The 23,089-nt window shown below is 66.7% G+C and carries 21 protein-coding genes; 15 read left to right on the top strand and 6 right to left on the bottom strand.

The annotated features are described in order from the left end of the window. Positions 1–84 precede the first annotated feature (84 nt). From HMPREF1224_RS19130 to HMPREF1224_RS19120, 3 genes are all read left to right on the top strand, one after another. Positions 85–1,326: a glutamine synthetase family protein gene (locus tag HMPREF1224_RS19130; protein ID WP_003119633.1), complete on the top strand. Its 1,242-nt coding sequence runs from the start codon at positions 85–87 to the stop codon at positions 1,324–1,326. 183 nt (positions 1,327–1,509) lie between these two features. Then, positions 1,510–2,814 (top strand): MFS transporter, encoded by a 1,305-nt coding sequence (locus HMPREF1224_RS19125; RefSeq protein ID WP_003098737.1) that lies wholly within the window; start codon positions 1,510–1,512, stop codon positions 2,812–2,814. Positions 2,815–2,855: 41 nt separating this feature from the next. After that, positions 2,856–3,467: a TIGR04282 family arsenosugar biosynthesis glycosyltransferase gene (locus HMPREF1224_RS19120; RefSeq protein WP_003113134.1), complete on the top strand. Its 612-nt coding sequence runs from the start codon at positions 2,856–2,858 to the stop codon at positions 3,465–3,467. 3 nt (positions 3,468–3,470) lie between these two features. On the opposite strand, the gene flgZ is transcribed toward HMPREF1224_RS19120, so the two are convergent. The 4 genes from flgZ to flgA form a co-directional block, all read right to left on the bottom strand. Next, complete coding sequence (flgZ, locus tag HMPREF1224_RS19115) at positions 3,471–4,262, bottom strand: flagellar brake protein FlgZ (RefSeq protein ID WP_003119635.1); 792 nt, start codon at positions 4,260–4,262, stop codon at positions 3,471–3,473. 28 nt (positions 4,263–4,290) lie between these two features. Beyond that, positions 4,291–4,761: a flagella synthesis protein FlgN gene (locus HMPREF1224_RS19110; RefSeq protein ID WP_003091733.1), complete on the bottom strand. Its 471-nt coding sequence runs from the start codon at positions 4,759–4,761 to the stop codon at positions 4,291–4,293. A 54-nt stretch (positions 4,762–4,815) separates the two neighbouring features. Then, positions 4,816–5,139: a flagellar biosynthesis anti-sigma factor FlgM gene (gene flgM, locus HMPREF1224_RS19105; protein WP_003098742.1), complete on the bottom strand. Its 324-nt coding sequence runs from the start codon at positions 5,137–5,139 to the stop codon at positions 4,816–4,818. A gap of 144 nt (positions 5,140–5,283) precedes the next feature. Further along, positions 5,284–5,982 carry a flagellar basal body P-ring formation chaperone FlgA gene (gene flgA, locus HMPREF1224_RS19100; RefSeq protein WP_003098745.1) on the bottom strand — a complete coding sequence of 233 codons (699 nt, stop codon included), beginning with the start codon at positions 5,980–5,982 and terminating at the stop codon, positions 5,284–5,286. A gap of 131 nt (positions 5,983–6,113) precedes the next feature. Here flgA and HMPREF1224_RS19095 point away from each other — a divergent pair, with 131 nt between their 5' ends. The 10 genes from HMPREF1224_RS19095 (at position 6,114) to HMPREF1224_RS19050 (ending at position 18,224) form a co-directional block, all read left to right on the top strand. Continuing rightward, entirely contained in the window at positions 6,114–7,046 is a 933-nt protein-coding gene (locus tag HMPREF1224_RS19095; RefSeq protein ID WP_003098747.1) for a chemotaxis protein CheV, read from the top strand. Between the two features lie 76 nt (positions 7,047–7,122). Next, positions 7,123–7,947, top strand: coding sequence for a protein-glutamate O-methyltransferase CheR (gene cheR / locus HMPREF1224_RS19090; RefSeq protein ID WP_003091728.1), 825 nt, complete (start codon positions 7,123–7,125; stop codon positions 7,945–7,947). A gap of 314 nt (positions 7,948–8,261) precedes the next feature. Beyond that, the gene (hsbA, locus tag HMPREF1224_RS19085) at positions 8,262–8,567 is read left to right on the top strand and encodes an anti-anti sigma factor HsbA (RefSeq protein WP_003091727.1); all 306 of its coding nucleotides are present in this window, start codon (positions 8,262–8,264) and stop codon (positions 8,565–8,567) included. A gap of 1 nt (position 8,568) precedes the next feature. Then, positions 8,569–10,284 (top strand): two-component system response regulator HsbR, encoded by a 1,716-nt coding sequence (hsbR, locus tag HMPREF1224_RS19080; RefSeq protein ID WP_003098751.1) that lies wholly within the window; start codon positions 8,569–8,571, stop codon positions 10,282–10,284. A gap of 65 nt (positions 10,285–10,349) precedes the next feature. Then, positions 10,350–10,700, top strand: a complete 351-nt coding sequence (htpB, locus tag HMPREF1224_RS19075) for a two-component system sensor histidine kinase HtpB (RefSeq protein ID WP_003091725.1) — start codon at positions 10,350–10,352, stop codon at positions 10,698–10,700. 83 nt (positions 10,701–10,783) lie between these two features. Further along, positions 10,784–12,922, top strand: a complete 2,139-nt coding sequence (gene recQ / locus HMPREF1224_RS19070) for a DNA helicase RecQ (protein WP_003091724.1) — start codon at positions 10,784–10,786, stop codon at positions 12,920–12,922. Between the two features lie 88 nt (positions 12,923–13,010). Then, a complete protein-coding gene (locus HMPREF1224_RS19065; RefSeq protein WP_003119637.1) occupies positions 13,011–14,180 on the top strand; it encodes a GGDEF domain-containing protein in 1,170 nt (389 codons plus the stop codon). A 150-nt stretch (positions 14,181–14,330) separates the two neighbouring features. Beyond that, positions 14,331–15,347 carry a DUF2804 domain-containing protein gene (locus HMPREF1224_RS19060; protein WP_010793256.1) on the top strand — a complete coding sequence of 339 codons (1,017 nt, stop codon included), beginning with the start codon at positions 14,331–14,333 and terminating at the stop codon, positions 15,345–15,347. A gap of 117 nt (positions 15,348–15,464) precedes the next feature. Continuing rightward, positions 15,465–15,899: a MarR family transcriptional regulator gene (locus tag HMPREF1224_RS19055; RefSeq protein WP_003091721.1), complete on the top strand. Its 435-nt coding sequence runs from the start codon at positions 15,465–15,467 to the stop codon at positions 15,897–15,899. 276 nt (positions 15,900–16,175) lie between these two features. After that, positions 16,176–18,224, top strand: coding sequence for a motility hub landmark protein FimV (locus tag HMPREF1224_RS19050; protein ID WP_010793255.1), 2,049 nt, complete (start codon positions 16,176–16,178; stop codon positions 18,222–18,224). 7 nt (positions 18,225–18,231) lie between these two features. Here the strand turns inward: HMPREF1224_RS19050 and plpD are convergent, their stop codons facing one another. Then, positions 18,232–20,418, bottom strand: coding sequence for a patatin-like phospholipase PlpD (plpD, locus tag HMPREF1224_RS19045; protein ID WP_004345146.1), 2,187 nt, complete (start codon positions 20,416–20,418; stop codon positions 18,232–18,234). Between the two features lie 68 nt (positions 20,419–20,486). Here plpD and HMPREF1224_RS19040 point away from each other — a divergent pair, with 68 nt between their 5' ends. Continuing rightward, a complete protein-coding gene (locus HMPREF1224_RS19040) occupies positions 20,487–20,777 on the top strand; it encodes an Rdx family protein (protein ID WP_003091717.1) in 291 nt (96 codons plus the stop codon). 95 nt (positions 20,778–20,872) lie between these two features. Continuing rightward, positions 20,873–21,865, top strand: coding sequence for an ADP-glyceromanno-heptose 6-epimerase (gene rfaD, locus HMPREF1224_RS19035; protein WP_003113140.1), 993 nt, complete (start codon positions 20,873–20,875; stop codon positions 21,863–21,865). A gap of 10 nt (positions 21,866–21,875) precedes the next feature. Here rfaD and HMPREF1224_RS19030 read toward each other — a convergent pair whose 3' ends face one another. Then, a complete protein-coding gene (locus HMPREF1224_RS19030; RefSeq protein ID WP_004345139.1) occupies positions 21,876–23,042 on the bottom strand; it encodes an MFS transporter in 1,167 nt (388 codons plus the stop codon). Positions 23,043–23,089 lie beyond the last annotated feature (47 nt).

Genomic DNA, 23,089 nt, shown 5'->3' with positions numbered 1-23,089 from the left:
GGCTCACTCGCCGAACGGCTGGCTGGAGTTGAAGAAATCGAATGCGTCACCCCCGACCTCAACGGGGTGCCGCGCGGCAAGGTGATGACCGGCGAGGGCTTCCTCAGCGGCCGGCGCCTGCAGCTCGCCCGTGGCGTACTGCTGCAATGCATCATGGGCGGCTACCCGCCGGCGCGCTTCTATGGCAGCGACGATGGCGACCTGGCGCTGGTCGCCGAGCCGACCCAGGTCCATCGCCTGCCCTGGAGCAACACTCCGCGCGCCTTCGCCATCTGCGACGCGCAGGAACTGGATGGCACGCCGTCCGGGTTGTCCACCCGCGGCCTGCTCAAGCAGGTGGTGGCGCGCTACGCCGCCCACGGCTGGCAACCGGTGGTGGCCACCGAACTGGAGTTCTTCGTCTTCGCCCCGAACACCGATCCCAACGAGCCGTTCCAGGCCCCGCTGGGGCCGGATGGCCGGCGTGAGCTGGGCTATTCGGCCTTCAGCGTGTCTTCCAACAACGGCCTGCGGCCGTTCTTCGAGGACGTTTACCGCTGCATGGATGCGCTGGGCCTGGTGCGCGACACCTTCATGCACGAGATGGGCACCAGCCAGTTCGAGATCAACTTCCTGCATGGCGACCCGGTGCTGCTGGCCGACCAGACTTTCCTGTTCAAGCACCTGCTCAAGGAGGTCGCGCTCAAGCACGGCCTGATCGTGGTGTGCATGGCCAAGCCGCTGGCGAAGACGCCGGGCAGCTCGATGCACATCCACCAGAGCATCGTCGAACTGGACGGCGGGCGAAACATCTTCAGCGAAGCCGATGGCGAGCCTTCCGCCGCGTTCCGCCACTTCATCGGCGGCCAGCAGGCCTGCCTGGCGGACTTCACGCCCTTCTTCGCGCCGCACGTGAACTCCTTCCAGCGCCTCTGCCATCCCTACGCTTCGCCGAACAACGCCTGCTGGTCCCACGATAACCGCGCCGCCGGCCTGCGCATCCCGGCCAGCGGAGCCTCCGCGCGGCGCGTCGAGAATCGCCTGCCGGGCGCCGACGCCAACCCTTACCTGGCCATCGCCGCCAGCCTGGCCGCCGGTCTCTACGGCCTGGAGCACGAACTGGAGCCGAGCCCGGCGATCCAGGGCGAGTTCGAGGTACCGGAGGAACTGACCCTGCCCTGCACCATGTACGATGCCCTGCGGCGCCTGAAAGGCAGCGCGCTGGCGCGCGAACTGTTCGGCAGCGAGTTCGTCGAAGGCTACGTGGCGACCAAGAGCATGGAGCTGACCAGCTTCTTCGACGAGATCAGCCCCTGGGAGCGTCGTGTCCTGGCAGCCCAGGCCTGATCCACCGTGGTACTTTCCTAGCCCTGTGTCACCCCCTGCCGCCTCGCGGCGGCAGGGTCGTGGTGTCGGGTGCCGGCTTCGGCATCCCGCGTCCTGTCCCGGGGCCTCCCCGGGACTCCAACGCTGTGCGAGCCGGGCAGTCCGCGAGCGGCGCCGGCTCCCTTGTACGGGACCGGAGGTCCGATGCGGCGGATTTTCTTCTCTTTTCGCGCCCTCTATTTCGCTACTCTGCTGATGCTCACCGGCTCCGGCCTGCTCAGCACCTACCTGGCGCTGCGCCTGGCGGCGGACAAGGTCGACGGCCTGTGGGTCGGCGCGCTGATGGCAGCCAACTACTTCGGCCTGGTGCTGGGCGGCAAGGTCGGTCACCGGCTGATCGCCCGGGTCGGCCACATCCGCGCCTACGTCGCCTGCGCCGGGGTGGTCACCGCCGCGGTCCTCGGCCATGGCCTGCTGCCCTGGCTGCCGGCCTGGATCGCCTTGCGCATGGTGATGGGCCTGGGCCTGATGTGCCAGTACATGGTGATCGAGAGCTGGCTCAACGAGCAGGCCGATGCCAGCCAGCGCGGCGCGGTGTTCGGCGGCTACATGGCGGCTTCCTACCTGGGCCTGGTGCTCGGCCAGATGATCCTGGTGGCGCATCCGCAACTGGGGCCGGAGTTGCTGATGCTGGTGGCCTTCTGTTTCGCCCTGTGCCTGGTGCCGCTGGCCCTGACCCACAAGATCCACCCCGCAGCGCTGCGCCCGGCGCCGCTCGAACCACGCTTCTTCATCCGCCGGGTGCCGCAGTCGCTGACCACCGTATTGGTCTCGGGGCTGGTGGTCGGCTCCTTCTATGGCCTGGCGCCGCTGTATGCCAACCAGTTGGGGTTGCCCAACGAGCAGGTCGGCCTGTACATGGGCGCCTGCATCTTCGCCGGGCTGCTGGTGCAGTGGCCGCTCGGCTGGCTGTCCGACCGTCGCGACCGCGCCTGGCTGATCCGCGCCTGCGCCATCCTGCTGTGCCTGTTCGCCTTGCCGCTGGCATTGTTGCAACAGATGCCGCTGGCGTTGCTGCTGGCCCTGGGAATCGCCGCGAGCATGTTGCAGTTCACCCTCTATCCGCTGGCAGTGGCCTTTTCCAACGACCATGTGGAGACCGAGCGACGGGTTTCGCTGACCGCCATGCTGCTGGTGACCTTCGGCGTCGGCGCCTGCATCGGGCCGCTGGCGGCCGGCGCGCTGATGCGGCTGTTTGGCGCTAACATGCTATATGCGTTCGTCAGCGCCTGCGCGCTGATCCTGGTCTGGCGGGTCCATCCGGAGAAGGTCAGCGGCCTGCACCGGGTCGACGACGCGCCGCTGCACCACGTGCCGACCCCGGACAACATGACCAGCTCCCCGCTGGTCGCGGCGCTCGATCCGCGGGTAGACGAACAGGCGGTGCAGGAGCAGATGGTCGATGGCGAGCCCGACGCGCCGCAGGCCGACGGTGCGACGCAGAACTGAACTCCGCTCGCCGCGGGAGCCGATAGGCAGGAGAGGTTGCGATGAGTCCGACGCTTTCCCTTCACCTGATGGTGCGCAACCTGCCGCCCGGGCAGCGGCGGCCGAAGATCGCCCAGGCCATCGGCGAGGAGAGCGCGGGACGCTTGCAGCGGGTATTGCTGGAACGCGCCCTGCGCCTGCCCGATCGCGGTTTCAGCGCCCGCATCCTCTGGTTCGACGACGATCTGGACAGCGATCTGCAGGCGCTGGCGGTGGCATTGGGCTGGAGCCTGATGAGCCAGCCGGCCGGCGACCCCGGCGAGCGCATGCGGCGTATCGCGGCGCTGGGGTTGGCGGAAAGCGAGGCGGTACTGCTGATTCGCCACGACTGCCCGGTGCTGGACGGCGACTACCTGGAAGCGGCCTGCACCGCCCTGGGCCGCCACCAGGCGGTGCTGGGGCCGGTGGAGCGGGGCGGCTACGCGCTGCTCGGCCTGACCCGGGTCGACCCGCTGTTGTTCGAGTCGATGCCCTGGGGCGGAGACCGCCTGCTGGCGCTCACCTGCGAGCGTCTCCGGCAACTGGGCTGGGAGCATCACCTGTTGCCGGCGCTCTGGGACGTCGACCGTCCCGAGGACCTGCCGCGCCTGGCGGCGCTGGGGCTGGTCCTGTGAAACTCAGAACAGTTCGTCTTTCTCGAAGCGCCGCGCTTCGCGCTGTAACTGGTAGACGAAGCGATCCACCTGACGCTGGGCGAGGCCGCTCATCTCGCTGAAGCGGACGCCGGCGAAGGTCGCGTCGAGCTTTTCGTCGAAGCGCACGTGACGCAGTTCGATCGCGCTACTGATCGCGCCCTGTGGCAGCTGGGCGCTGAAGTCTTCGTAGATCTCGCCGGGATGCAGGCGTTCGGCGACATTGCCGGCGAAGCGCAGCTTGGCGCCGGTGGCGGAGATATCCAGCAGTTGTCCGCTCAGCGGCGCGCGGAGTTTCTCCCCGGCGATTTCCGCGGCGATCGGCTGGCTCTGCTTGATGCTGGCGCGGTAGGCGTTGCGGCGCTGGTGGTAGAGCACTTCGGCGGGAAGGGCGGCCCAGTAGCAGGGAACGCCGTCGTGTTCGCCGAACTGCACCGGGCGCTCGCATTCCCAGGCGATACGCACGCCTTCGTGGAAGGCTTCGACGCGAAACGCCTCGCCATTCTGCAGGAAACGTTCGCCGGTGTTGGGGATGAGTTCGTCCAGCGCGACCATCCCGCGGTCGCGGTCGATGTCCACCAGGAAGCTCTGGAAGCGCTGGTTGCGATCGGCAAAGGTGATCAGCAGGGAGTCGCGGCTATCCTGCAGCAGGCGCAGGTTGGCCTGGATTTCCACGGGGGCCTTGAGCACCTTCGGGGGTTGCGGCCCCGCTTCTTCGACGAACGGGTTGGGCACCTTCAATGCTCTCCTGGGGCACGAATGCCTCAATGATAGCACTGTGCCTTGATACGTGTGCTGGTCGGGTTCAGGCCTGGCTGAGCGGGCGTTGCCGGCTGCTCGAGGCGGTGCCGCCGCGGCTGTCGTACAGGCTCGGGGCGTCCTGGCCGCGGAGGATGTTCAGCAGGCTGCCGGTGGAAGCCTGGTTGGCGCGGATGATCCGCCCGTTGCGCAGGTTGGCCTGCTGGCAACGCTCCAGCAGTTCGCCCAGTTCGTCGCCGCGCGCCAGCAGCTCGGCGCCATCCGCGCGCTCGCGGGCGTAGCGGGCAAGGCCTTCGCGGTCGAGGGAAACGCCGGCTTCGCGGAGGATTTCCGCGCGGGCCCGGCCATTTCGCTCCAGTTGCTGCATCAGTGGCTGCTTGGCCCCGAGAAGCTGTTGCAGGACCGGCAGCTCGCGCCGTTCCAGGGCCTGGAATTCTTCGTCGACCAACTGCAGGAGTTGGCTGGCGTGGCCGATATCCTCGGCGAACAGATCGAGCAGGGTAGGGGAGTCAGGCATCTCGGGCTCGGGAGTTCATTCGGCGTCCAATGTCCTCCAGCGCGTCCTTCGAGGTCAGCGCTGGGATTCGAAGTCGAGCAGCTTGCTGGCAACACGCTCGCTGTCGACCTGATAAGTGCCATCGGCGATCGCTTGCTTGATCCGGGCAACCTTATCGTTGTCGACCACCGGCAGGGTCTGCAGCTGGTCCGTGACTTTCTGCATGTTCTGGGCGGTTTCGCTGATCTGCACCGACTCGCCGCTCTTCGGAGCGGAAGTCGCGGCCTGGCCTGCCTTGTCGGCGCCAGTGGCGTCGGGACGCCCCGCGGCGGTGCTGCCGGTACGGCCGGTGGTGGCTGGCGTGCTGCCGGGATTCAGCCGGTTGAAGTCGATGACCATGGTTGTAAACCTCGAAGGTATTGGACGCTTGCCTAGCTTTTCGGCGAAGGCTTGAAAAACTTTAGGACTTATTTTCGTGCGTCGTTTCCCAGTTTAGAGAAACCCGCCGGGGTAGCGCCAGCGCTACCGGCCACGGCTTTCCCTCTACATATTCACCTCGACCGTGCCGGGTTCTATCACGCGGGCCTTGATTATCCGCTGCGAGCGCAGGTTGCGCACGCGGATCTGCTGGCCCGGGGCGCCATCGGACAGCGCCTCGCCGGGCATCTTGACGTTGATGGTGGCGGTGCGTGCGAGGATCACCACCTGGTCGCCCTTGCGCACGGCCTCGGCCTGCTCGAGGAAGACCGGCGCCAGCACCTGGTCGTTGACCACCGGTCGGCGCAGCTTCTGCCCGACGACGCGGGCCGGATCGGTCAGGTAGCCCTGGGTCAGCAGGCCGACGTCGCGCTCGACCAGGGCGATGTCGGCATCCTCCAGCACGTGCGCGCGCTTGAGTGGCTGCACCGCGACCACTACCTGGCGGAACAGTTTCACCTGCGCCGGCATGAAGATGGTCCAGGGCGCACTGCCTTCGCAACTGATGCGCACGGTGACCCTGCCGATCGGTTGTGCCGGACTTTCCTGGCTGAGCGTCAAGTCCCTGTCGCATTCGGCCAGGCGCAAGCGCGGGTCGACGCGATTGACCTGAATCTGGTAGCGCCCGTCGAGTCCGCTATTCTGCAGATATTCTTCTACCTTGAATTCAAGAAACCCCTGGGTGGAGCCGATAAGTACCTCGGGAGCGGTAAAACCCTGGGCCTGGCTGTTGTTAGCCGCGCACAGGTAGCCGAGCCCGAGCAAAACGGGTAAAAACCGTAGAGAAGTATGGCTACATGCCATTATTCGTCGAAAAACTGTCGTTGCCTGTTTCATGCAACGGGTTAAGCAATGGTCGTGCCGGAGTCCGGCACGACCGTCTGAGGGGAGCGCCAATGGCCGGTGTTTTGGATTCAGTCAACCAGCGTACGCAGTTGGTCGGACAGAACCGTCTGGAGCTGCTTCTGTTCCGCCTGGACGGCAACCAGCTCTACGGCATCAACGTGTTCAAGGTGAAAGAGGTGTTGCAGTGCCCGCGCCTGACGGTGATGCCCAAGTCCAGCCCGGTGGTGCGCGGGGTGGCGAACATCCGCGGAGGCACCATTCCGATCCTCGACCTGGCGCTGGCCACCGGCCGCCGCGGGTTGCAGGACCTGACCAACAGCTTCGCGATCATCACCGAGTACAACACCAAGGTGCAGGGCTTCCTGGTGCGCTCGGTGGAGCGCATCGTCAACATGAACTGGGAAGAGATCCATCCGCCACCCAAGGGCGCCGGCCGCGAGCATTACCTGACCGCGGTGACCCGGGTGGACAAGCAGTTGGTGGAAATCATCGACGTGGAAAAAGTGCTCGCGGAGGTCGCACCGACGTCCGAGGAAGTGTCCCACGGAGTGGTGGACGCCGAGACCCAGAGCCGCGCGGTGACCAAGCGGGTGCTGGTGGTGGACGATTCGTCGGTGGCGCGCAAGCAGGTAATCCGTTGCCTGGAGGCGGTCGGCGTGGAAATGACCGCGCTCAACGACGGGCGCCAGGCCCTGGAGTACCTGCAGAACATGCTCTCCGAGGGACGGCGTCCGGAAGACGAGCTGCTGATGCTGATCTCCGACATCGAAATGCCGGAAATGGACGGTTATACCCTGACGGCGGAAATCCGTAGCGATCCCCGCCTGCAGAAACTGCACATTCTCTTGCATACTTCGTTGTCCGGGGTCTTCAACCAGGCGATGGTGAAGAAGGTCGGTGCGGACGACTTCCTCGCCAAGTTCCGTCCGGACGATCTGGCGGCGCGGGTGGTGGAGCGGATCAAGGCGGTGGACGCGGGCTGAGCGATCGGCCCTCGACAACAATGTGAATACGGGCGACCGGCTGCGTTCCGGTCGCCCAGGGCGAAGAGGCTTATGCGTGTCGGCAGCTAATGCGGATTTCGAGTTGTTCAGGGTCTTCCTCGAGAAGACCTGCGGCATTGTGCTGGGCAGCAACAAGCAGTACCTGGTCTCGAGCCGGCTGAACAAGCTGATGGAGCAGCAGGGCATCAAGAGCCTGGGAGAGCTGGTGCAGCGCATCCAGACCCAGCGCGGCGGCCTGCGCGAGATGGTGGTGGACGCGATGACCACCAACGAGACCCTGTGGTTTCGCGATACCTACCCGTTCGAGGTGCTCAAGCAGCGGGTTCTTCCCGAACTGATCAAGGCCAACGGCGGGCAGCGCCTGCGGATCTGGTCGGCGGCCTGTTCGTCAGGCCAGGAGCCATACTCGCTGTCGATGGCCATCGACGAGTTCGAGAAGACCAACCTGGGGCAGTTGAAGGCGGGCGTGCAGATCGTCGCCACCGACCTGTCGGGGTCGATGCTCACCGCCGCCAAGGCCGGCGAATACGACACCCTGGCGATGGGCCGCGGTCTGTCCCCGGAGCGTCTGCAACGCTATTTCGACGCCAAGGGACCGGGGCGCTGGGCGGTCAAGCCGGCGATCCGCAGCCGCGTCGAGTTCCGTGCCCTGAACCTGCTGGACAGCTACGCCAGCCTCGGCAAGTTCGACATGGTGTTCTGCCGCAACGTGCTGATCTATTTCTCCGCCGAGGTGAAGCGCGACATCCTGCTGCGCATCCATGGCACGCTCAAGCCTGGCGGCTACCTGTTCCTCGGCGCCTCCGAGGCGTTGAACAACCTGCCCGACCACTACCAGATGGTGCAGTGCAGCCCGGGCATCATCTACCGGGCCAAGTAGCGCAAGGAAGCGGACCCGCGCCAGGTTGCGCCGGGGGTGACCTGGCAGCCTGGCGCGGGTCCGCTTGGGACGGGCAGGTGGGACGAGACTTTCGCCCACTGCCCAGGCTCCGAGCGCCACGCGCGGCGGCGCCGTCGCAGCCCGCTCGGCACAGGACGGCTGGCTCGGAGCGGGGCAGTTTAGGACTGCGCGATCTAGTTGTATTGACAGATATTTCTGATAGTCAGGTGATCTGGCAAGTTGCCGCTTTGCCGGGGAACTGCTTACATGATTCAAGCCTTCCCTCGATCCGCCACGCCTACCAGGAGACTTCCATGGCCATCACTGCGCTGCCCTCGGCCGATGGGCAAGAGTTGACCATCCAGATCCAGGGGCGCTTCGACTTCGGGGCCCATCAGGATTTCCGCGATGCCTACGAGCGGGTCGCGATCACTCCGCGACGCTATGTCGTCGACCTGCGCAACGCCACCTACCTGGACAGCTCGGCCCTCGGCATGCTCCTGCTGCTGCGCGACCACGCCGGCGGCGAGAACGCGCAGATAAGCCTGGCGAACTGTAGCCCGGAAGTGCGCAAGATCCTCGCCATCTCCAACTTCGAGCAGTTGTTCAAGATCAGCTGAAATGAATCCCCCGGCGGCGCGGATCGAGAGCCTGACGATTCTCATCGCCGAGGACAACGCGGCCGACCGCCTGCTGCTGTCGACCATCGTCAGCCGCCAGGGGCATCGCGTGCTGACCGCCGGCAACGGCCTGGAGGCGGTGGCGCTGTTCGAGACCGAGCGGCCGCAACTGGTCCTGATGGACGTGATGATGCCGGTGATGGATGGCTTCGAGGCTGCCCGGCGGATCAAGCAGCAGGCCGGCGAGGAGTTGGTGCCGATCATCTTCCTCACCTCCCTCAGCGAAACCGAGGCGCTGGTGCAGAGCCTGGAGGCGGGCGGCGACGACTTCCTCTCCAAGCCGTACAACCGGGTGATCCTCGAAGCCAAGATCAACGCCATGGGACGCCTGCACCTGCTGCAACGAACGGTGCTGGAGCAGCGCGACCTGATCGTCCGGCACAACGAGCACCTGCTCAACGAACAGCGGGTGGCCAAGGCGGTGTTCGACAAGGTGGCCCATTCCGGCTGCCTGAACGCCAGCAACGTGCGCTACCTGCAATCGCCCCTCGCGCTGTTCAACGGCGACCTGCTGCTGGCCGCCTACAAGCCGTCCGGCGGCATGCACGTGCTGCTCGGCGACTTCACCGGCCACGGCCTGCCGGCGGCGATCGGCGCGATGCCGCTGGCCGAGGTGTTCTACGGGATGACCGCCAAGGGCTATCCGATGGCCGACATCCTCCGCGAGATGAACGCCAAGCTGAAGCGCATCCTGCCGGTCGGCGTGTTCTGCTGCGCCACCTTGCTCAACCTGAGCTTCCAGCGCGAACTGGTGGAGGTCTGGAACGGCGGTTTGCCGGACGGCTACCTGCTGCGCGCCGCCAGCGGCGAGCGGGTCGCCCTGGTGTCCCGCCACCTGCCGCTGGGAATCCTCGAACCGGCGGCGTTCAGCGACCGTTGCGAAACCTATCCGCTGGATATCGAAGATCGGATATTCCTGTTTTCCGACGGGGTCCTCGAGGCCAGCAACAAGGCTGGCGAGATGTTCGGCGAGGCGCGGCTGCTCCAGCTGTTCGAGCGCAATCGCCAGCCGTCCGCGCTGTTCGACGAGATCCAGCGCAGCCTGGCGCAGTTCCGCGGCGCGGTGCAGGACGACGTGAGCATGCTCGAAGTGCGGCTGCAGCCGGATAGCGGCCTGCAATGCCCGCCGCTGGCGTTTTCCGATAGCGGCGTGAGCAGTCCGCTGGACTGGTCGGTAAGCTTCGAATTCCGCGCCGAAACCCTCAAGCATTTCAACCCGCTGCCCCATGTGCTGCAACTGCTGCTCGAGGTCCACGACCTGCGCGCGCGCGGCGGCGCGCTGTATACGGTGCTCGCCGAACTCTATTCGAACGCCCTGGAACATGGCGTCATCGGCCTCGATTCGACGATGAAGAGCGACGCGGCGGGATTCGCCCGCTATTACCAGGAGCGGGTCAGCCGCCTGCAGGCCTTGCGCGACGGCTACGTGCGACTGCACCTGGACCTGGCGCCGCATGGCGCGGGGGGGCGTCTGCTGGTGCGGGTCGAGGACAGCGGCGAAGGTTTCGACGTGGAGCGCGCGCTGAATGCCGTGGAGCGCCAGGAACGCCTCTGCGGCAGGGGTTTGCGCCTGATCCGCGAATTGTCCGATCGTTGCCAGTGGTCGGCCGACGGAAAGGTGGTGTCCGTGGAGTTTTTCTGGTCGCCTCAGGCATAATCGCGCTTTCGTCGCGGTGCTCCTAATGGGTAGGGCATCGGAAGTCGACTTCAGGGAGCGATCGAATGTCCGCGCCGCATCTCGATGATCGTGTTCTGGCTTCGCTGCAGGAGGTCATGGAGGACGAATATCCGGTCCTGCTGGATACCTTCGTGCTCGACTCCGAGGAGCGCCTGCGCAGCCTGCATGCCGCCCTTCAGGCCGGCGATGCCCAGGCTTTGCGGCATACCGCACACAGCTTCAAGGGAGGCAGCAGCAACATGGGCGCGGTACTCCTCGCCGGCTACTGCAAGGAGCTGGAAGAAAGCGCCAGGCGCGGCGACCTGCAACGGGCGCCGGCGCTGATCGAACAGATGGAGCGCGAATTCGCCATCGTCCGCATCCTTTTCAAACAGGAACGTCAGCGCTATCGCTGAGGTTTTCGTCCTTTCCGGCGACAAGGTACCGGCCCGATCGAGCCTCCCTGGCGTATAATGCGCCGCTCGATTTGGAGTCCTTCATGCGCGAGCAAGCCCTACGCATCCTCAAAGACGTTTTCGGTTACGACGCCTTCCGTGGCAACCAGGCACGGATCATCGAGCGGGTAGCCGAGGGTGGCGATGCGCTGGTACTGATGCCCACCGGCGGTGGCAAGTCCCTGTGTTTCCAGGTCCCGGCGCTGCTGCGCGAAGGCCTGACGGTGGTGGTGTCGCCGCTGATCGCGCTGATGGAGGACCAGGTCGCCACCCTGGACGAACTCGGCGTGCCGGCGGTGGCGCTGAACTCCACCCTCAACCCCGAGCAGCAGCGGGACATCGCCGAGCGCCTGCAGCGTGGCGAGATCAAGCTGCTCTACCTGGCACCGGAGCGGTTGGTCCAGCCGCGCATGCTGGCCTTCCTTCAACGACTGCCGGTCGGCCTGTTCGCCATCGACGAAGCGCACTGCGTGTCGCAATGGGGCCATGACTTCCGTCCCGAATACCTGCAGCTCGGCCAGCTTGCCGAGCTGTTCCCGCAGGTGCCGCGGATCGCCCTGACCGCCACCGCGGACATGCGTACCCGCGAGGAGATGATCCAGCGCCTGCACCTGCAGAACGCCGAGCAGTTCCTCTCCAGCTTCGACCGGCCGAACATCTTCTACCGCATCGTGCCCAAGGAGCAGCCGCGCAAGCAGTTGCTCGGCTTCCTCTCCGAGCGGCGCGGCGATGCCGGCATCGTCTACTGCCTGTCGCGGAAGAAGGTCGAGGAGGTCGCGGAATTCCTCGGCAACCAGGGCTTCCCCGCGCTGCCGTATCACGCCGGACTGTCCAACGAACTGCGTGCCCACCACCAGAAGCGCTTCCTCAACGAGGAAGGCTTGATCATGGTGGCGACCATCGCCTTCGGCATGGGCATCGACAAGCCCAACGTGCGTTTCGTCGCCCACCTCGACCTGCCCAAGAGCCTCGAGGCCTATTACCAGGAAACCGGCCGCGCCGGCCGCGATGGCCTGCCGGCCGACGCCTGGATGGCCTACGGCCTGCAGGACGTCCTGCTGCTGCGGCAGATGATGCAGAGTTCCGAGGGCGACGAGCGGCACAAGCGCGTCGAGCGGCACAAGCTGGAAGCCATGCTGGCGCTCTGCGAGGAAACCCGTTGCCGGCGCCAGGCGCTGCTGGCCTATTTCGACGAGGAGATGCCGCAGCCCTGCGGGCATTGCGACAACTGCGTGGACGGCGTGGAAACCTGGGATGCCACCGAATCCGCGCGCCAGGCGCTGTCGGCGATCTACCGCAGCGGCCAGCGCTACGGCGTCGGCCATCTGGTGGATATCCTGCTCGGCCGCGAGACCGAGAAGATCCGCAGTCTCGGCCACCAGCACCTGGCGGTGTTCGGGATCGGCAAGGGGCGTGGCGAAGACGAGTGGCGGACCCTGTTCCGTCAGTTGGTCGCGCGCGGCCTGGCCGACGTCGACCTGGACGGCTTCGGCGGCCTGCGCCTGACCGAGGCCTGTCGTCCGCTGCTGCGGGGCGAGGTGCGGCTGGAGCTGCGCCGCGACCTCAAACCCCAGCGCGCCAAGGGCTCCTCCAGCGGCGGCGCCAGCGCCGCCAGCCAATTGGTGCGCAGCGAAGAGCGGGAAATGTGGGAGGCCCTGCGCGCGCTGCGGCGCAAGCTGGCCGAAGAGCATTCGGTGCCGCCCTATGTGATCTTCCCCGACGCGACCCTGCTGGAAATGCTCCGCAGCCAGCCGCGCTCGCTATCCGACATGGCCCAGGTCAGCGGGGTCGGCGCGCGCAAGCTTGAGCGCTACGGCCAGGCCTTCCTCGATGTCCTCACCGACTCGCCGGCGGCGCCCGCCGCGCCGCCGCAGGACCTGCGCCACGAATTGGCCAGCCTGGCCTGTGCGGGGATGACCCCGGCGCAGATAGCCCGCCAGCTCAATTGCAGCGAGAAGAACGTCTACGCGATGCTCGCCGAGGCCATCGCCGGTCAGCAGGTGAGCCTGGAGCAGGCGCTGGATCTGCCCGAGGAACTCCTCGGCGAAATCCAGGACGCCTTCCTCGAGGAAGACGGCGAACTGCCGCCGGTGGCGGCGCTGGAGGAGCGTTTCGGCAAGCGGGTGCCGAGTGGCGTGCTGCACTGCGTGCGCGCCGCCCTGCAGGTGGAACTGGAGTCGTGATATGGCCATTTGCCGGTATTTTCTGACGCCAATCTTGTGACGTCCTTCGCAAGCGTCTACTGTGACGCCAAGCCCTCCAAGAGAAGAGGTGTGCGTGACACAGAAGGACCGGTTGGACGACTCCCGTTCCAATCTCTATGCCGACCAATTGAACCGCGGTTTCCGCGGTCTGCGTTTCCTTCCCGAACTGGAGCGTGACTACCGGCGCTACATGCTGGAGGACAGCTTCGCGCTGAAACGCATCGCCCTCAGCGTCGGCATGCTCGTCTGGCTGGCGTTCATCGGCATCGACCTGCTGATCCTCGCTGGTCCCCCGCTGTGGGGCGTACTGGCGGTGCGCCTTGGCGTGCTGGTCCTGCTACTGGTCTGCGGCTGCCTGATCATGCTGCGCCGGCACATCCAGCTGATGGTGCCGCTGAGCATCGCCTGCGTCCTCGCCCTTGGCGTCGGTGCGGCGGCGGTGGTCGGCCTGGCGCACCGGGCGGATCCCGGCTATCCCTACGAAGGCCTGCTGCTGGTCAGTTTCGCCGCCTATTTCCTCGCCGGCCTGCGGTTGTCGCAGGCATTGAGCTGTGCGTTGGTCGTGCTGCTCGCCTACCTGGGTTTCGAGTGGTGGGCGGGTACCCAGGAGCCGCTGGGCAACAACCTGCTGTTCCTGCTGTTCGGTAACCTGATCGGCGCGGTCGGCTGCTACCTGCTGGAGTTCAAGTCGCGCGAGCATTTCCTCATCAGCCGCCTGTTGCGGGTGATGGCCGACCACGACAGCCTGACCGGCCTGCACAACCGGCGCAGCTTCAACCAGCACCTCGACCGCCTCTGGCGCCAGGCCCAGCGCGAACAGAAGACCCTGGCGCTGCTGCTTTGCGACGTCGACCATTTCAAGGCCTATAACGACCGCTACGGACACCAGGCTGGCGATGCGGTCCTGCAGCGCATCGGCGCGGTGTTCGAGGCGAATGCCAGGCGTCCGCTGGACATGGCGGTGCGCCTGGGCGGCGAAGAGTTCGCCCTGTTGCTGTACGGCGCCAACGAGCACGAGGCGAGGCTGCGCGCGGAAGCGCTGCGCGCACAGGTCCAGGCGCTGCGCATGGAGCACGAGGCGTCGGACACGGCGCGCGAAGTGACCCTGTCGGTCGGCGTGTCCTGCCTGTGGCCGACCCCGGGCAACGACCTGAAGCGTCTCTACGATCTCTACGAGCATGCCGATCGCGCGCTTTACGAAGCCAAGGCGTTCGGCCGCAACCAGGTGGTGGCCTGAGTCCATGGCCGATTTTGTCCCTATGGCTGGCGCCGCCGGTGACTGCGGGACGAGGCGGCGAATGCTAGGTTCGACAGGAAAAAATGCCAGGCACGGCCGCTCTTCGCAGAGCTGCCGGCCCCACCGCGAGACGACTTCCGGACGGACCCCATGCAGCGCTTGATCCAGGCCAACGGCCAACCGCACTACGGCATCTTCCCGAGTGCCCCGCAGCACATCAATTACCGCGATTTCGACTTCCGTTCGCCGATGGGCCGGCGCGTGGGGGCCCTGGGCAAATGGCGACGCTTCCATCAGTTCCAGTACTTCGGCCTGATCAGCCCGGAGCTGATCGGCGGCTGCGCCCTGGCCCAGCTGAGCTTGCTTGGCGTCGGCTTCGTCTACCTCTACCAGCCTTCCAGCGGACGCATGCTGGAGCGGCGCTTCAAGCTGCCGCTGGGGTTCGGAACCCGGTTTTCCCAGACCCCGGACGACGGCGTCTGCGAACTGCGCCAGGGGCGCAACCTGCTACGCCTGGAGAACCGTATGGCTCCCCGGGAGAAACGCCTGCTGGTGGAACTCGACGATGGCACCCGCATCGACGCCTGCTTCAGCGAGGAGGCGCCGAGCTTCCAGCCGATGTGCCTATGTACGCCGACCGCGGTGAACGGCTGGGTCTACGCGCAGAAGGTGGCCGGCGTGCGCTGTCGCGGCGACGTGCGCAGCGCCCTCGGCGACCACGACCTGCAGGCGCTGGACGCCTTCGCCCATCACGACTGGTCGGCGGGCTACATGCGCCCGGAAACCTTCTGGAACTGGGCTTGCCTGTCCGGCGAGGCGGACGGCTTGCGGGTCGGCCTGAACCTGTCGTGCGGGGTCAACGAGACCAGCTTCACCGAGAACTGCTACTGGCTGGACGGCGAACTGCTGAAGGTCGACAGCGTGCGCTTCGACTTCGACCGCGACCAGCCGCTGCGGCCCTGGACCATCCGTTCATACGATGGCCAGGTGGAGCTGCGCTTCGAGGCTCACGGCATGCATCAGGAGCGGCTGAACCTCGGTCTGCTGGCGAGCAACTTCAAGCAGATATTCGGTTGTTTCAGCGGTGTGCTGCGTCCGCGAGGTCGTGCCGAGGTGAGGATCGAGCGGCTCTGGGGCTTCGTCGAGGACCAGTACGCGAAGTGGTAGACAGGGCGTGGCCTGGGCATATCGTGCGACAATTTGTCATTGTACGGGGGAAAATTGGACGGGCATTATTAGCCGACTAATAATTAGTCAAATGAAATATCGGACCTCCTTTTTCCTATGGCTCAGACAGACAAGCACTATTTCGGCACCTTGCTAGCCCAGACTTCCCGTGCTTGGCGCGCTGAACTCGACCGCCGCCTCAGTCACCTCGGCCTGTCCCAGGCGCGCTGGTTGGTGTTGTTGCATCTGGCGCGCCATCGCGATTCGCCCACCCAGCGCGAGTTGGCCCAATCGGTCGGGGTCGAAGGCCCGACCCTGGCGCGGCTGCTCGACGGCCTCGAGTCCCAGGGCCTGGTACGGCGCCTGGCGGTGGCGGAGGACCGGCGGGCCAAGCACATCGTGCTGACGCCCAAGGCCGATGTGCTGATCGCCGATATCGAGGCCATCGCCGCCAGCGTTCGCAACGACGTACTGACCGGCATCGACGAGTCCGAGCAGGCGCTGTGCCAGCAGGTGCTCTTGCGAATCCTGGCGAACCTGGAAAAGCGCTGAGCACTGCGTCACGAAATTCCGCTAGAATCGCCATTTTTATGGCATCACCTCCTGGGCTTTCGTCCGAAAGCCCTCTACAGAGGTTTTCGTCGGTTTTCTGACGAAAAATCTTGACCGTTTCCACGGCATTCCTCTATTCAGTGATGGCAAAAAGCCATGTCTTGCGCCATGTGGTGCGTTCAGCCCTGTACGGGGCGAAATTCGGGCTAACGTGAAATAGATGTAGCAGTCGACCGCTGGCCGGCTGTGTGCTCGAAGTGCGGAGAAAAGAACGGAATGCCCGGTAAAGCCTTGCGTGTCATGTTGTGTGCCTGGTCGTGCCTGTTGGCCGGGCAGGCGAGCGCCCTGGGAGTGGGAGACATCACCCTGCATTCGGCGCTCAACCAGCCGCTGGATGCGGATATCGAACTGCTCGACGTCGGCGATCTCGGCGCGGACGAGATCGAGGTCCGCCTGGCGGGCGCCGACGTCTTCGCCGCGGCCGGGGTGGAACGCTTGCAGTTCCTCAACGAGCTGCGTTTCAGTCCGGTGCTCCAGGGGCGCGGTGGCAATCGCATCCATGTGTCCTCGAGCCGACCGGTGCAGGAGCCCTACCTGAATTTCCTGGTGGAGGTGGCCCGCCCCAACGGCCGCATCGTGCGCGAATTCACCGTACTGCTCGATCCGCTCGGTTATACGCCGCGCATGCTTCCGGCCGCGCGCAGCGGGATCGAGCCGCAGCGGCAATCCTCGACGCCGGCGCCCGCGCCGCGTAGTGCCGCGGCCGTCGTAGACCCGGCACTGCTGGAGCCGGGCGACGAATACCTGGCTCGCCCCAACGACAACCTCTGGGCCATCAGCGGACGCCTGCGTGGTGCCGGCAACGCCGATCGCGCGCAACTCATGGAGGCCCTGTACCAGCTCAATCCGCAGGCCTTCGTCAATGCCGACCGGCACCGGCTCAAGGCCGGCGCGCGCCTGCGCCTGCCGGCCGGCTACCAGCCGGAGCGAGGCGCGCCCGGCGCCGTGAAGGAGGCGGCCGTGGAAGTCCTGCCGCCAGCCGATGCCGCCGTGGTGGAAAACGCTCCGGCGGCTCTCGTCGAGGCGCAGCGCCAGGCGGATGCCGAGGCCGAGGCGTTGGCCCGGCAACGGGAGGAACTGAGCCAGCGGATGGACGATCTGCAACGCCAGTTGCAGGCCTTGCAGGAACAACTGCAGCAGCGCGATCACCAGGTCGCCGAACTGCAACAGCAACTGGCCCGGCGCCAGGCGGTGCGGCCCGCGGCGCCGCCGCCCGCCGCGGCCGCGCCTTCGGTTGCGCAACCGGTTGAAACGCCGACGGACTCGCAGTACTGGCGCTGGATGATCGTCCTGCTGCTGGTCCTCGCTCTGCTCGGCGTGTTGCTGTTGCGTCGCCGCCGCGAAGAGGCTCCTGTCCCGGCGGTCGAACCGAAGCGCCGGGTCGCCCTGAACCTGCCGCTGCGGCGTGCGCCGCGCCCCCCGGCGGCCGCACCGGCGCCGGCAAAGGTCGAGGAACAGGCCAGGCCGCCGGTCGCCGCTCCCTCCAGCCCGCCGCCGTCTCCTCCGCCTGCTCCGGCCGCCGCTCCGCGCGCCGCCATGGCTGCGGCGGACAAGCTGGACGGCGCCGACATCTATATCGCCTACGGTCGCTACGGACAGGCCCGCGACCTGCTGCGTCAGGTACTCGCCGAGCAGCCGCAGCGCCTGAGCGCGCGGATGAAGCTGTTGCTGGTGCTGGCTGAGCTGGGCGATGCGGCCGGCTTCGACGCGCTGGCCGAGGAAACCCTGGCCAGTGGCGGCAACCCGGAGGCCATCGACGAGTTGCGCGGACGCTACCCGGCGCTGCTACAGATGCTGGCGACCGAGACGCCGGCGGCAACAACCAAGGACGACGACTGGAGCGACCTGCCGCTGGCCGAGTCGCCCGTTTTGCAGCAACCGGATGCGACCTCGGGCGCCGACGGCTTCGGCGACCTCAACCTCGATCTCGATCTCGACTGGGGCGCCCTGGAGAATCCCCTGGACAATCCCGACCTGCCGCGCCGCGCCGCTGCCGGCAAGGCGGAACCGGCGGAGGAGCCCCTGGCGTTCGAGAGCAATCTCCATGAACTGCCGGATGTCGCCGAGTACGAACACCTCGAACTCGACCAGCCAGAGCCGGCCACGGTGCCGCCGGAGGAGGCCTCGGCCAGCCTGGACCGGGCCCGCGCCTGCATCGACAGCGGCGATCTCGACCAGGCCAGCCGCATCCTGCGCCTGGTGGTGGCGCACGGCGACCCGTGGCAGAAGGCCGAGGCGCGCGAGTTGCTGGCGCTGATCGCCTGAACTCCGCTCAGAAGTTCTGCCCGAGGTTCAGGTAGAACGCCTTGAAGTTCTCGTCGTTGATCCCGTAGCTGAAGGTCAGCGGCCCCAGCGGCGTATCGAAGCCGATCATCAGGCTGGCGGCGTTGATGTAGCCGCTGTCGTATTCGTTGTCGTTGTTCCAGATGCGTCCGCGCTCGATGCTGCCGCCCAGGTACAGCGGGAAGTCCAGCGGCAGGAAGGAACGTTCGGTGAGGCGCCGGTAATAGACGATCCGTCCCAGGCTGTAGTTCTGCCCGGACAGCGCGTCGCGGCGGAAGCCCGACAGCTCGCGGGCGCCGCCGAGGGTGAAGCTGGAGGTGACCACCTCGGCGTCGTCCAGGGTGCGCCCGTAGCCGCCGCCGAACACCCAGGTGTCGGCGCCGAAGCTGAGCGCCTTGTTCAGCCGCAGGTCCCACTGCCGGTAGCTGTCGTCCGAGCCGAGGGACTTGTCGTAGCGGCGCATGGTCAGGCCGATCTCCTCGCCCTCGTGGGGGAAATTGACGTCGTCGACGGTATCGAACGAGTACTTCAGTTCGTAGTAGCCCTCGGTGAAGTCGATGTCCGGCAGGCTCGGGTCGCCGATGCGCACGTCGGCCTTGCCGTAGGCCTGCACCGCGCCCAGGCGGATTTCGCCGTTGTTGGCGATCTGCCGGCCGACGTTGAGGCCGTAGCCGTAGCGCTCCAGGCGATAGCGCAGCAGCGGGTCGTTGTCCTCGGTGACGTCGACGTTCTGTGCCTCGTGGAACAGGAAGGGCGCGACGAAGTAGCGCGAGCCGACGTCGAGCGGCTGGTAGAACTCGCTGTAGAGTTCCTGGCGGTCGCCGAGCTGGACCCGGGTCAGCCACTCGGCGCCGAGCCGGTTGAGGCCGTTCATGCGGTAGCTGCCGCCGAGGTTGAAGGTGCTTTCGCCGCGCATGTCGTCGGACAGGTTGAGGCCCAGGCGAAGGAAGTCGGTGCCGCCTTTCTTGCCGGTGGCGTGGATCACCAGGGTGTTGAGCTTCTTCTCCTTGACCACCCGGTACTGCACCTGGTCGAAGTAGTCGAGGCCGTAGAGGGTACTCATGTCGTCCTGCAGGCGGCCGAGGTCGAGGCGCGTGCCGAGCGGCTGGCGGATGTAGTGGCGGATCACCTCGTCGCTGACCTTCGAGTTGTTCTCCACGCGGATCGCGTCGATCACCGGCTTGCGCTGGTTCGGCGTGCGCGCCACGTCGAGCGCTTCGCTGTTGAGGTCCTTCGGCTTGCGCAACTCGGCGAGGCGCGCGGCGAGCACCGTGGTGGCGCGGTAGCCGGCGTCGATCAGTTGCGGCACGCGGCCGAAGTCGGTGGTGCCGTAGCCGGACAGCGGCGGCTGGATCAGCACGTCGCCGGGCTTGAGCGTGGCCAGCTGGGCTTCGGAGTTCTTCCGGGTCATCAGGGTGATCGACTGGTTCATCACGTCGAGCACGGTGCTCAGGTCCTTGCGGTCGCGCAGCGGGTTGCCGATGTCGACCACGATCACCACGTCCACGCCCATGTCGCGCGCCACGTCCACCGGGATGTTGTCGACCATGCCACCATCCACCAGCAGCCTGCCGTCGATCTCCACCGGGGCGAACACGGCGGGGATCGACATGCTGGCGCGGATCGCCTGGGGCAGGTGGCCCTTGCGGAACACCACTTTCTCGCCGGTTGCGATATCGGTGGAGACGGCGCGGAAGGGGATCGCCAGCTTGTCGAAGTCGCGGTTGTCGCTGGTGTGCACCAGCAGGCTTTCCAGCACCATCGCCAGGTTCTGGCCCTGGATCACCCCCAGCGGCAGGCCGAGGGTGCCGTCGTCGCGGAAGCTGATCTTCTGCTTGACCAGGAAGTCGCGGTCGTCCTGCTTGCGCCGGAACGGCACGTCCTTGCGCGGCGGCGCGTCGGACAGCGCCTGCTGCCAGTCCATCTCCAGGGCGATGCGCTCCAGTTCGGCGGGGGTGTAGCCGGAGGCGTACAGGCCGCCGACCACCGCGCCCATGCTGGTGCCGGCGATGGCGTCGATCTGGATGCCCTGTTCGTCGAGGGCCTTGAGCACGCCGATATGGGCCAGGCCGCGGGCGGCACCGCCGGAGAGGACCAGACCGATCTTCGGCCGGGCCTCCGCGGCGAGGGCGGGCAGGGGAAGCAGGAGCAGCAGTACGAGCAGCAGGCGGCGCATGAGAACGATCCGGAGCCGGGTGAAAAGGCGGCTATTATAGGCGCGACCGTTTCCCCTGAGCCGCCGACATGCCCACCGCCAAGCCCGAAATCGTCATCACCTATTGCACCCAGTGCCAGTGGCTGCTGCGTGCCGCCTGGCTGGCCCAGGAACTGCTCAGCACCTTCGCCGACGATCTCGGAAAAGTCTGCCTGGAGCCCGGAACCGGTGGCGTCTTCCGTATCACCTGCGACGGTGTGCAGGTCTGGGAACGCAAGGCCGACGGCGGCTTCCCCGAGGCCAAGGCGCTCAAACAGCGGGTTCGCGACCGCATCGACCCGCAACGCGACCTCGGGCACAACGATCGTCCTTCCCGCTGAACCGCTGCCGTCCGCCCATGGCTTGTTGCAGGTCAACGGGCGGCGCGGCGCATAGGCATAGCCTGGGGGCATTCATCCTGTCGAAGGGAGTGCCCATGAGCATCATCGTCACCGGCGCCGCCGGCTTCATCGGCAGCAATCTGCTGCAGGCGCTGAACCGGCGCGGCGAGACCGACATCATCGCGGTGGACGATCTCACCGACGGCGAGCAGTTCCGCAACCTGGCGGACGCCGATATCGCCGACTACCTGGACCAGAACGACTTCCTCGAGCGTTACGCCCGCGGCGACTTCGGCACGGTCCGCGCGCTGTTCCACCAGGGTGCCTGCGCCAGCACCCTGGAAAGCAATGGCCGCTACATGATGGAGAACAACTACCGCTACAGTTGCCGCCTGCTGGAAAGCAGCCTGGAACTCGGCGTGCCGTTCCTCTACGCCTCGTCGGCGGCGGTCTACGGATCCGGCCGGACCTTCCGCGAGGCGCGCCAGTACGAGCGGCCGCTGAACGTCTACGGCTATTCCAAGTTCCTCTTCGACCAGCGTGTGCGGCGGGCGCTGCCGCAGGCGCGCAGCCAGGTGGTCGGCCTGCGTTACTTCAACGTCTACGGGCCGCGCGAGGAACACAAGGGGCGGATGGCCTCGGTGGCCTACCACTGCTACCAGCAATTGCGCCGCGATGGGCGGGTCGAACTGTTCGGCGAACACGGCGGCTTCCCGCCCGGCGGCCACCTGCGCGACTTCGTCGCGGTGGAGGACGTGGCGCGGGTAAACCTGCATTTCTTCGACCATCCGCAGCGTTCGGGAATCTTCAACCTCGGCAGCGGCCAGGCACGGACCTTCAACGAGGTCGCCCTGGCGGTGATCAATAGCGTCCGCGCCAACGCCGACCAGCCGCCCCTGTCGCTGCAACAGGCCGTGGAAAGCGGCCTGCTCGGCTACCGCGAGTTCCCCGAGTCGCTGCGGGCGCGCTACCAGAGCCATACCTGCGCCGACCTGGAGCTGCTGCGCGAGGCGGGCTACCGCGACGATTTCCAGAGCCTGGAAGAGGGCGTCGCCGGCTACTGCCGCTGGCTGGCGCGCAGCGCCTGAGGGATCCTGCTCAGCGGCCCAGTGCCCCGCCTACCGGGGCGCGGGCGAAGCGCAGCTCCGGCAGCAGGGTCAGCAGCGCCAGTACTCCGAGGGCCGCGCCGACCCAGAGCGCGCCCTGCAGGCCGAATCCGCCGGCGATGCCCAGGCCGCCGATCCAGGAACCGGCCATCACGCCGAGCATGATGCAGGCGGTGTGCACCGAGTTGACCAGCATGTTGTTATGGCCGACCCGTGCGCCGCGGGTCACCAGCGCCGGGTTCATCGACACCCCGGTCAGGCCGATCACCACCAGCGCCGCCACCGCCACCGCCGGAACCTGTCCGAACAGGGCGAAGGCCACCATCGCGGCGATGGCCGCCAGCAGGCCGAAGGCCAGGACCGCGATGGTATGGCGGTCGGCCAGGCGGCCGACGATGTTGTTGCCCACCAGCGTCGCCAGGCCGTAGACCACCAGCAGCAGCGGTACGGTCGAGGCGGAGAAGCCGCTGACCTCGGTGAGGATCGGCACGAAATAGGTGAAGCCGGCGAAGGTGGCGCCGATCAGCAGCAGACTGGTGGCGTAGACCCACCATAGATGGGCGTTCCTGAACACCTTCAGTTCCTCGCGCAGCGAGCCGCTGCCCGCCGACCCCGGGATCGCCGGCATCAGCTGCAACACCAGCAGGCCGACCAGCACCGCCACCAGCGCCACCGCGAAGAAGCTCGCGCGCCAGCCGTACCATTCGCCCAGCCAGGTGGCGACGGGCAGGCCGAGCACGGTGCCGACCATCAGGCCACCGAGCACCAGCGACGACGCGCGGCCGAACTGGTTGCCTTCGACCAGTTCGGCGCAGGCGGTCAGCGCCACGCCGAAGAAGGCCGCGGCGGCGACCGCGGTGACCAGTCGTGCCGCGACCATCACCGCATAGCCCGGCGCCAGGGCGCCGATGACCTGGCCGACCACGAACAGCGCGATCAGGCCGAGCAGGGCGTTCTTGCGCGGCACCCGGAGCAGGGCGGTGGACAACAGCGGGCCGCCGACGGCCATCGCACCGGCGTAGAAGGTGACCAGGTAGCCGATCGCGGCGAAGGACACGCCGAATTCGGCGGCCAGCGCCGGCATCAGCCCGGCGACCATGTATTCGCTGGTGGTCAGGGCGAAGATCGCGGCACCGAGCACGTAGACAATCAAAGGCATGTTTCCAGCTCCCGAGCGGTTCAGACGACGATGAAGCGAGCCACGGC

It is taken from the genome of Pseudomonas sp. P179 (assembly GCF_000478485.2).
Lineage (GTDB): Bacteria > Pseudomonadota > Gammaproteobacteria > Pseudomonadales > Pseudomonadaceae > Pseudomonas > Pseudomonas aeruginosa.
This window is presented reverse-complemented; position numbering and strand designations above follow the sequence as displayed.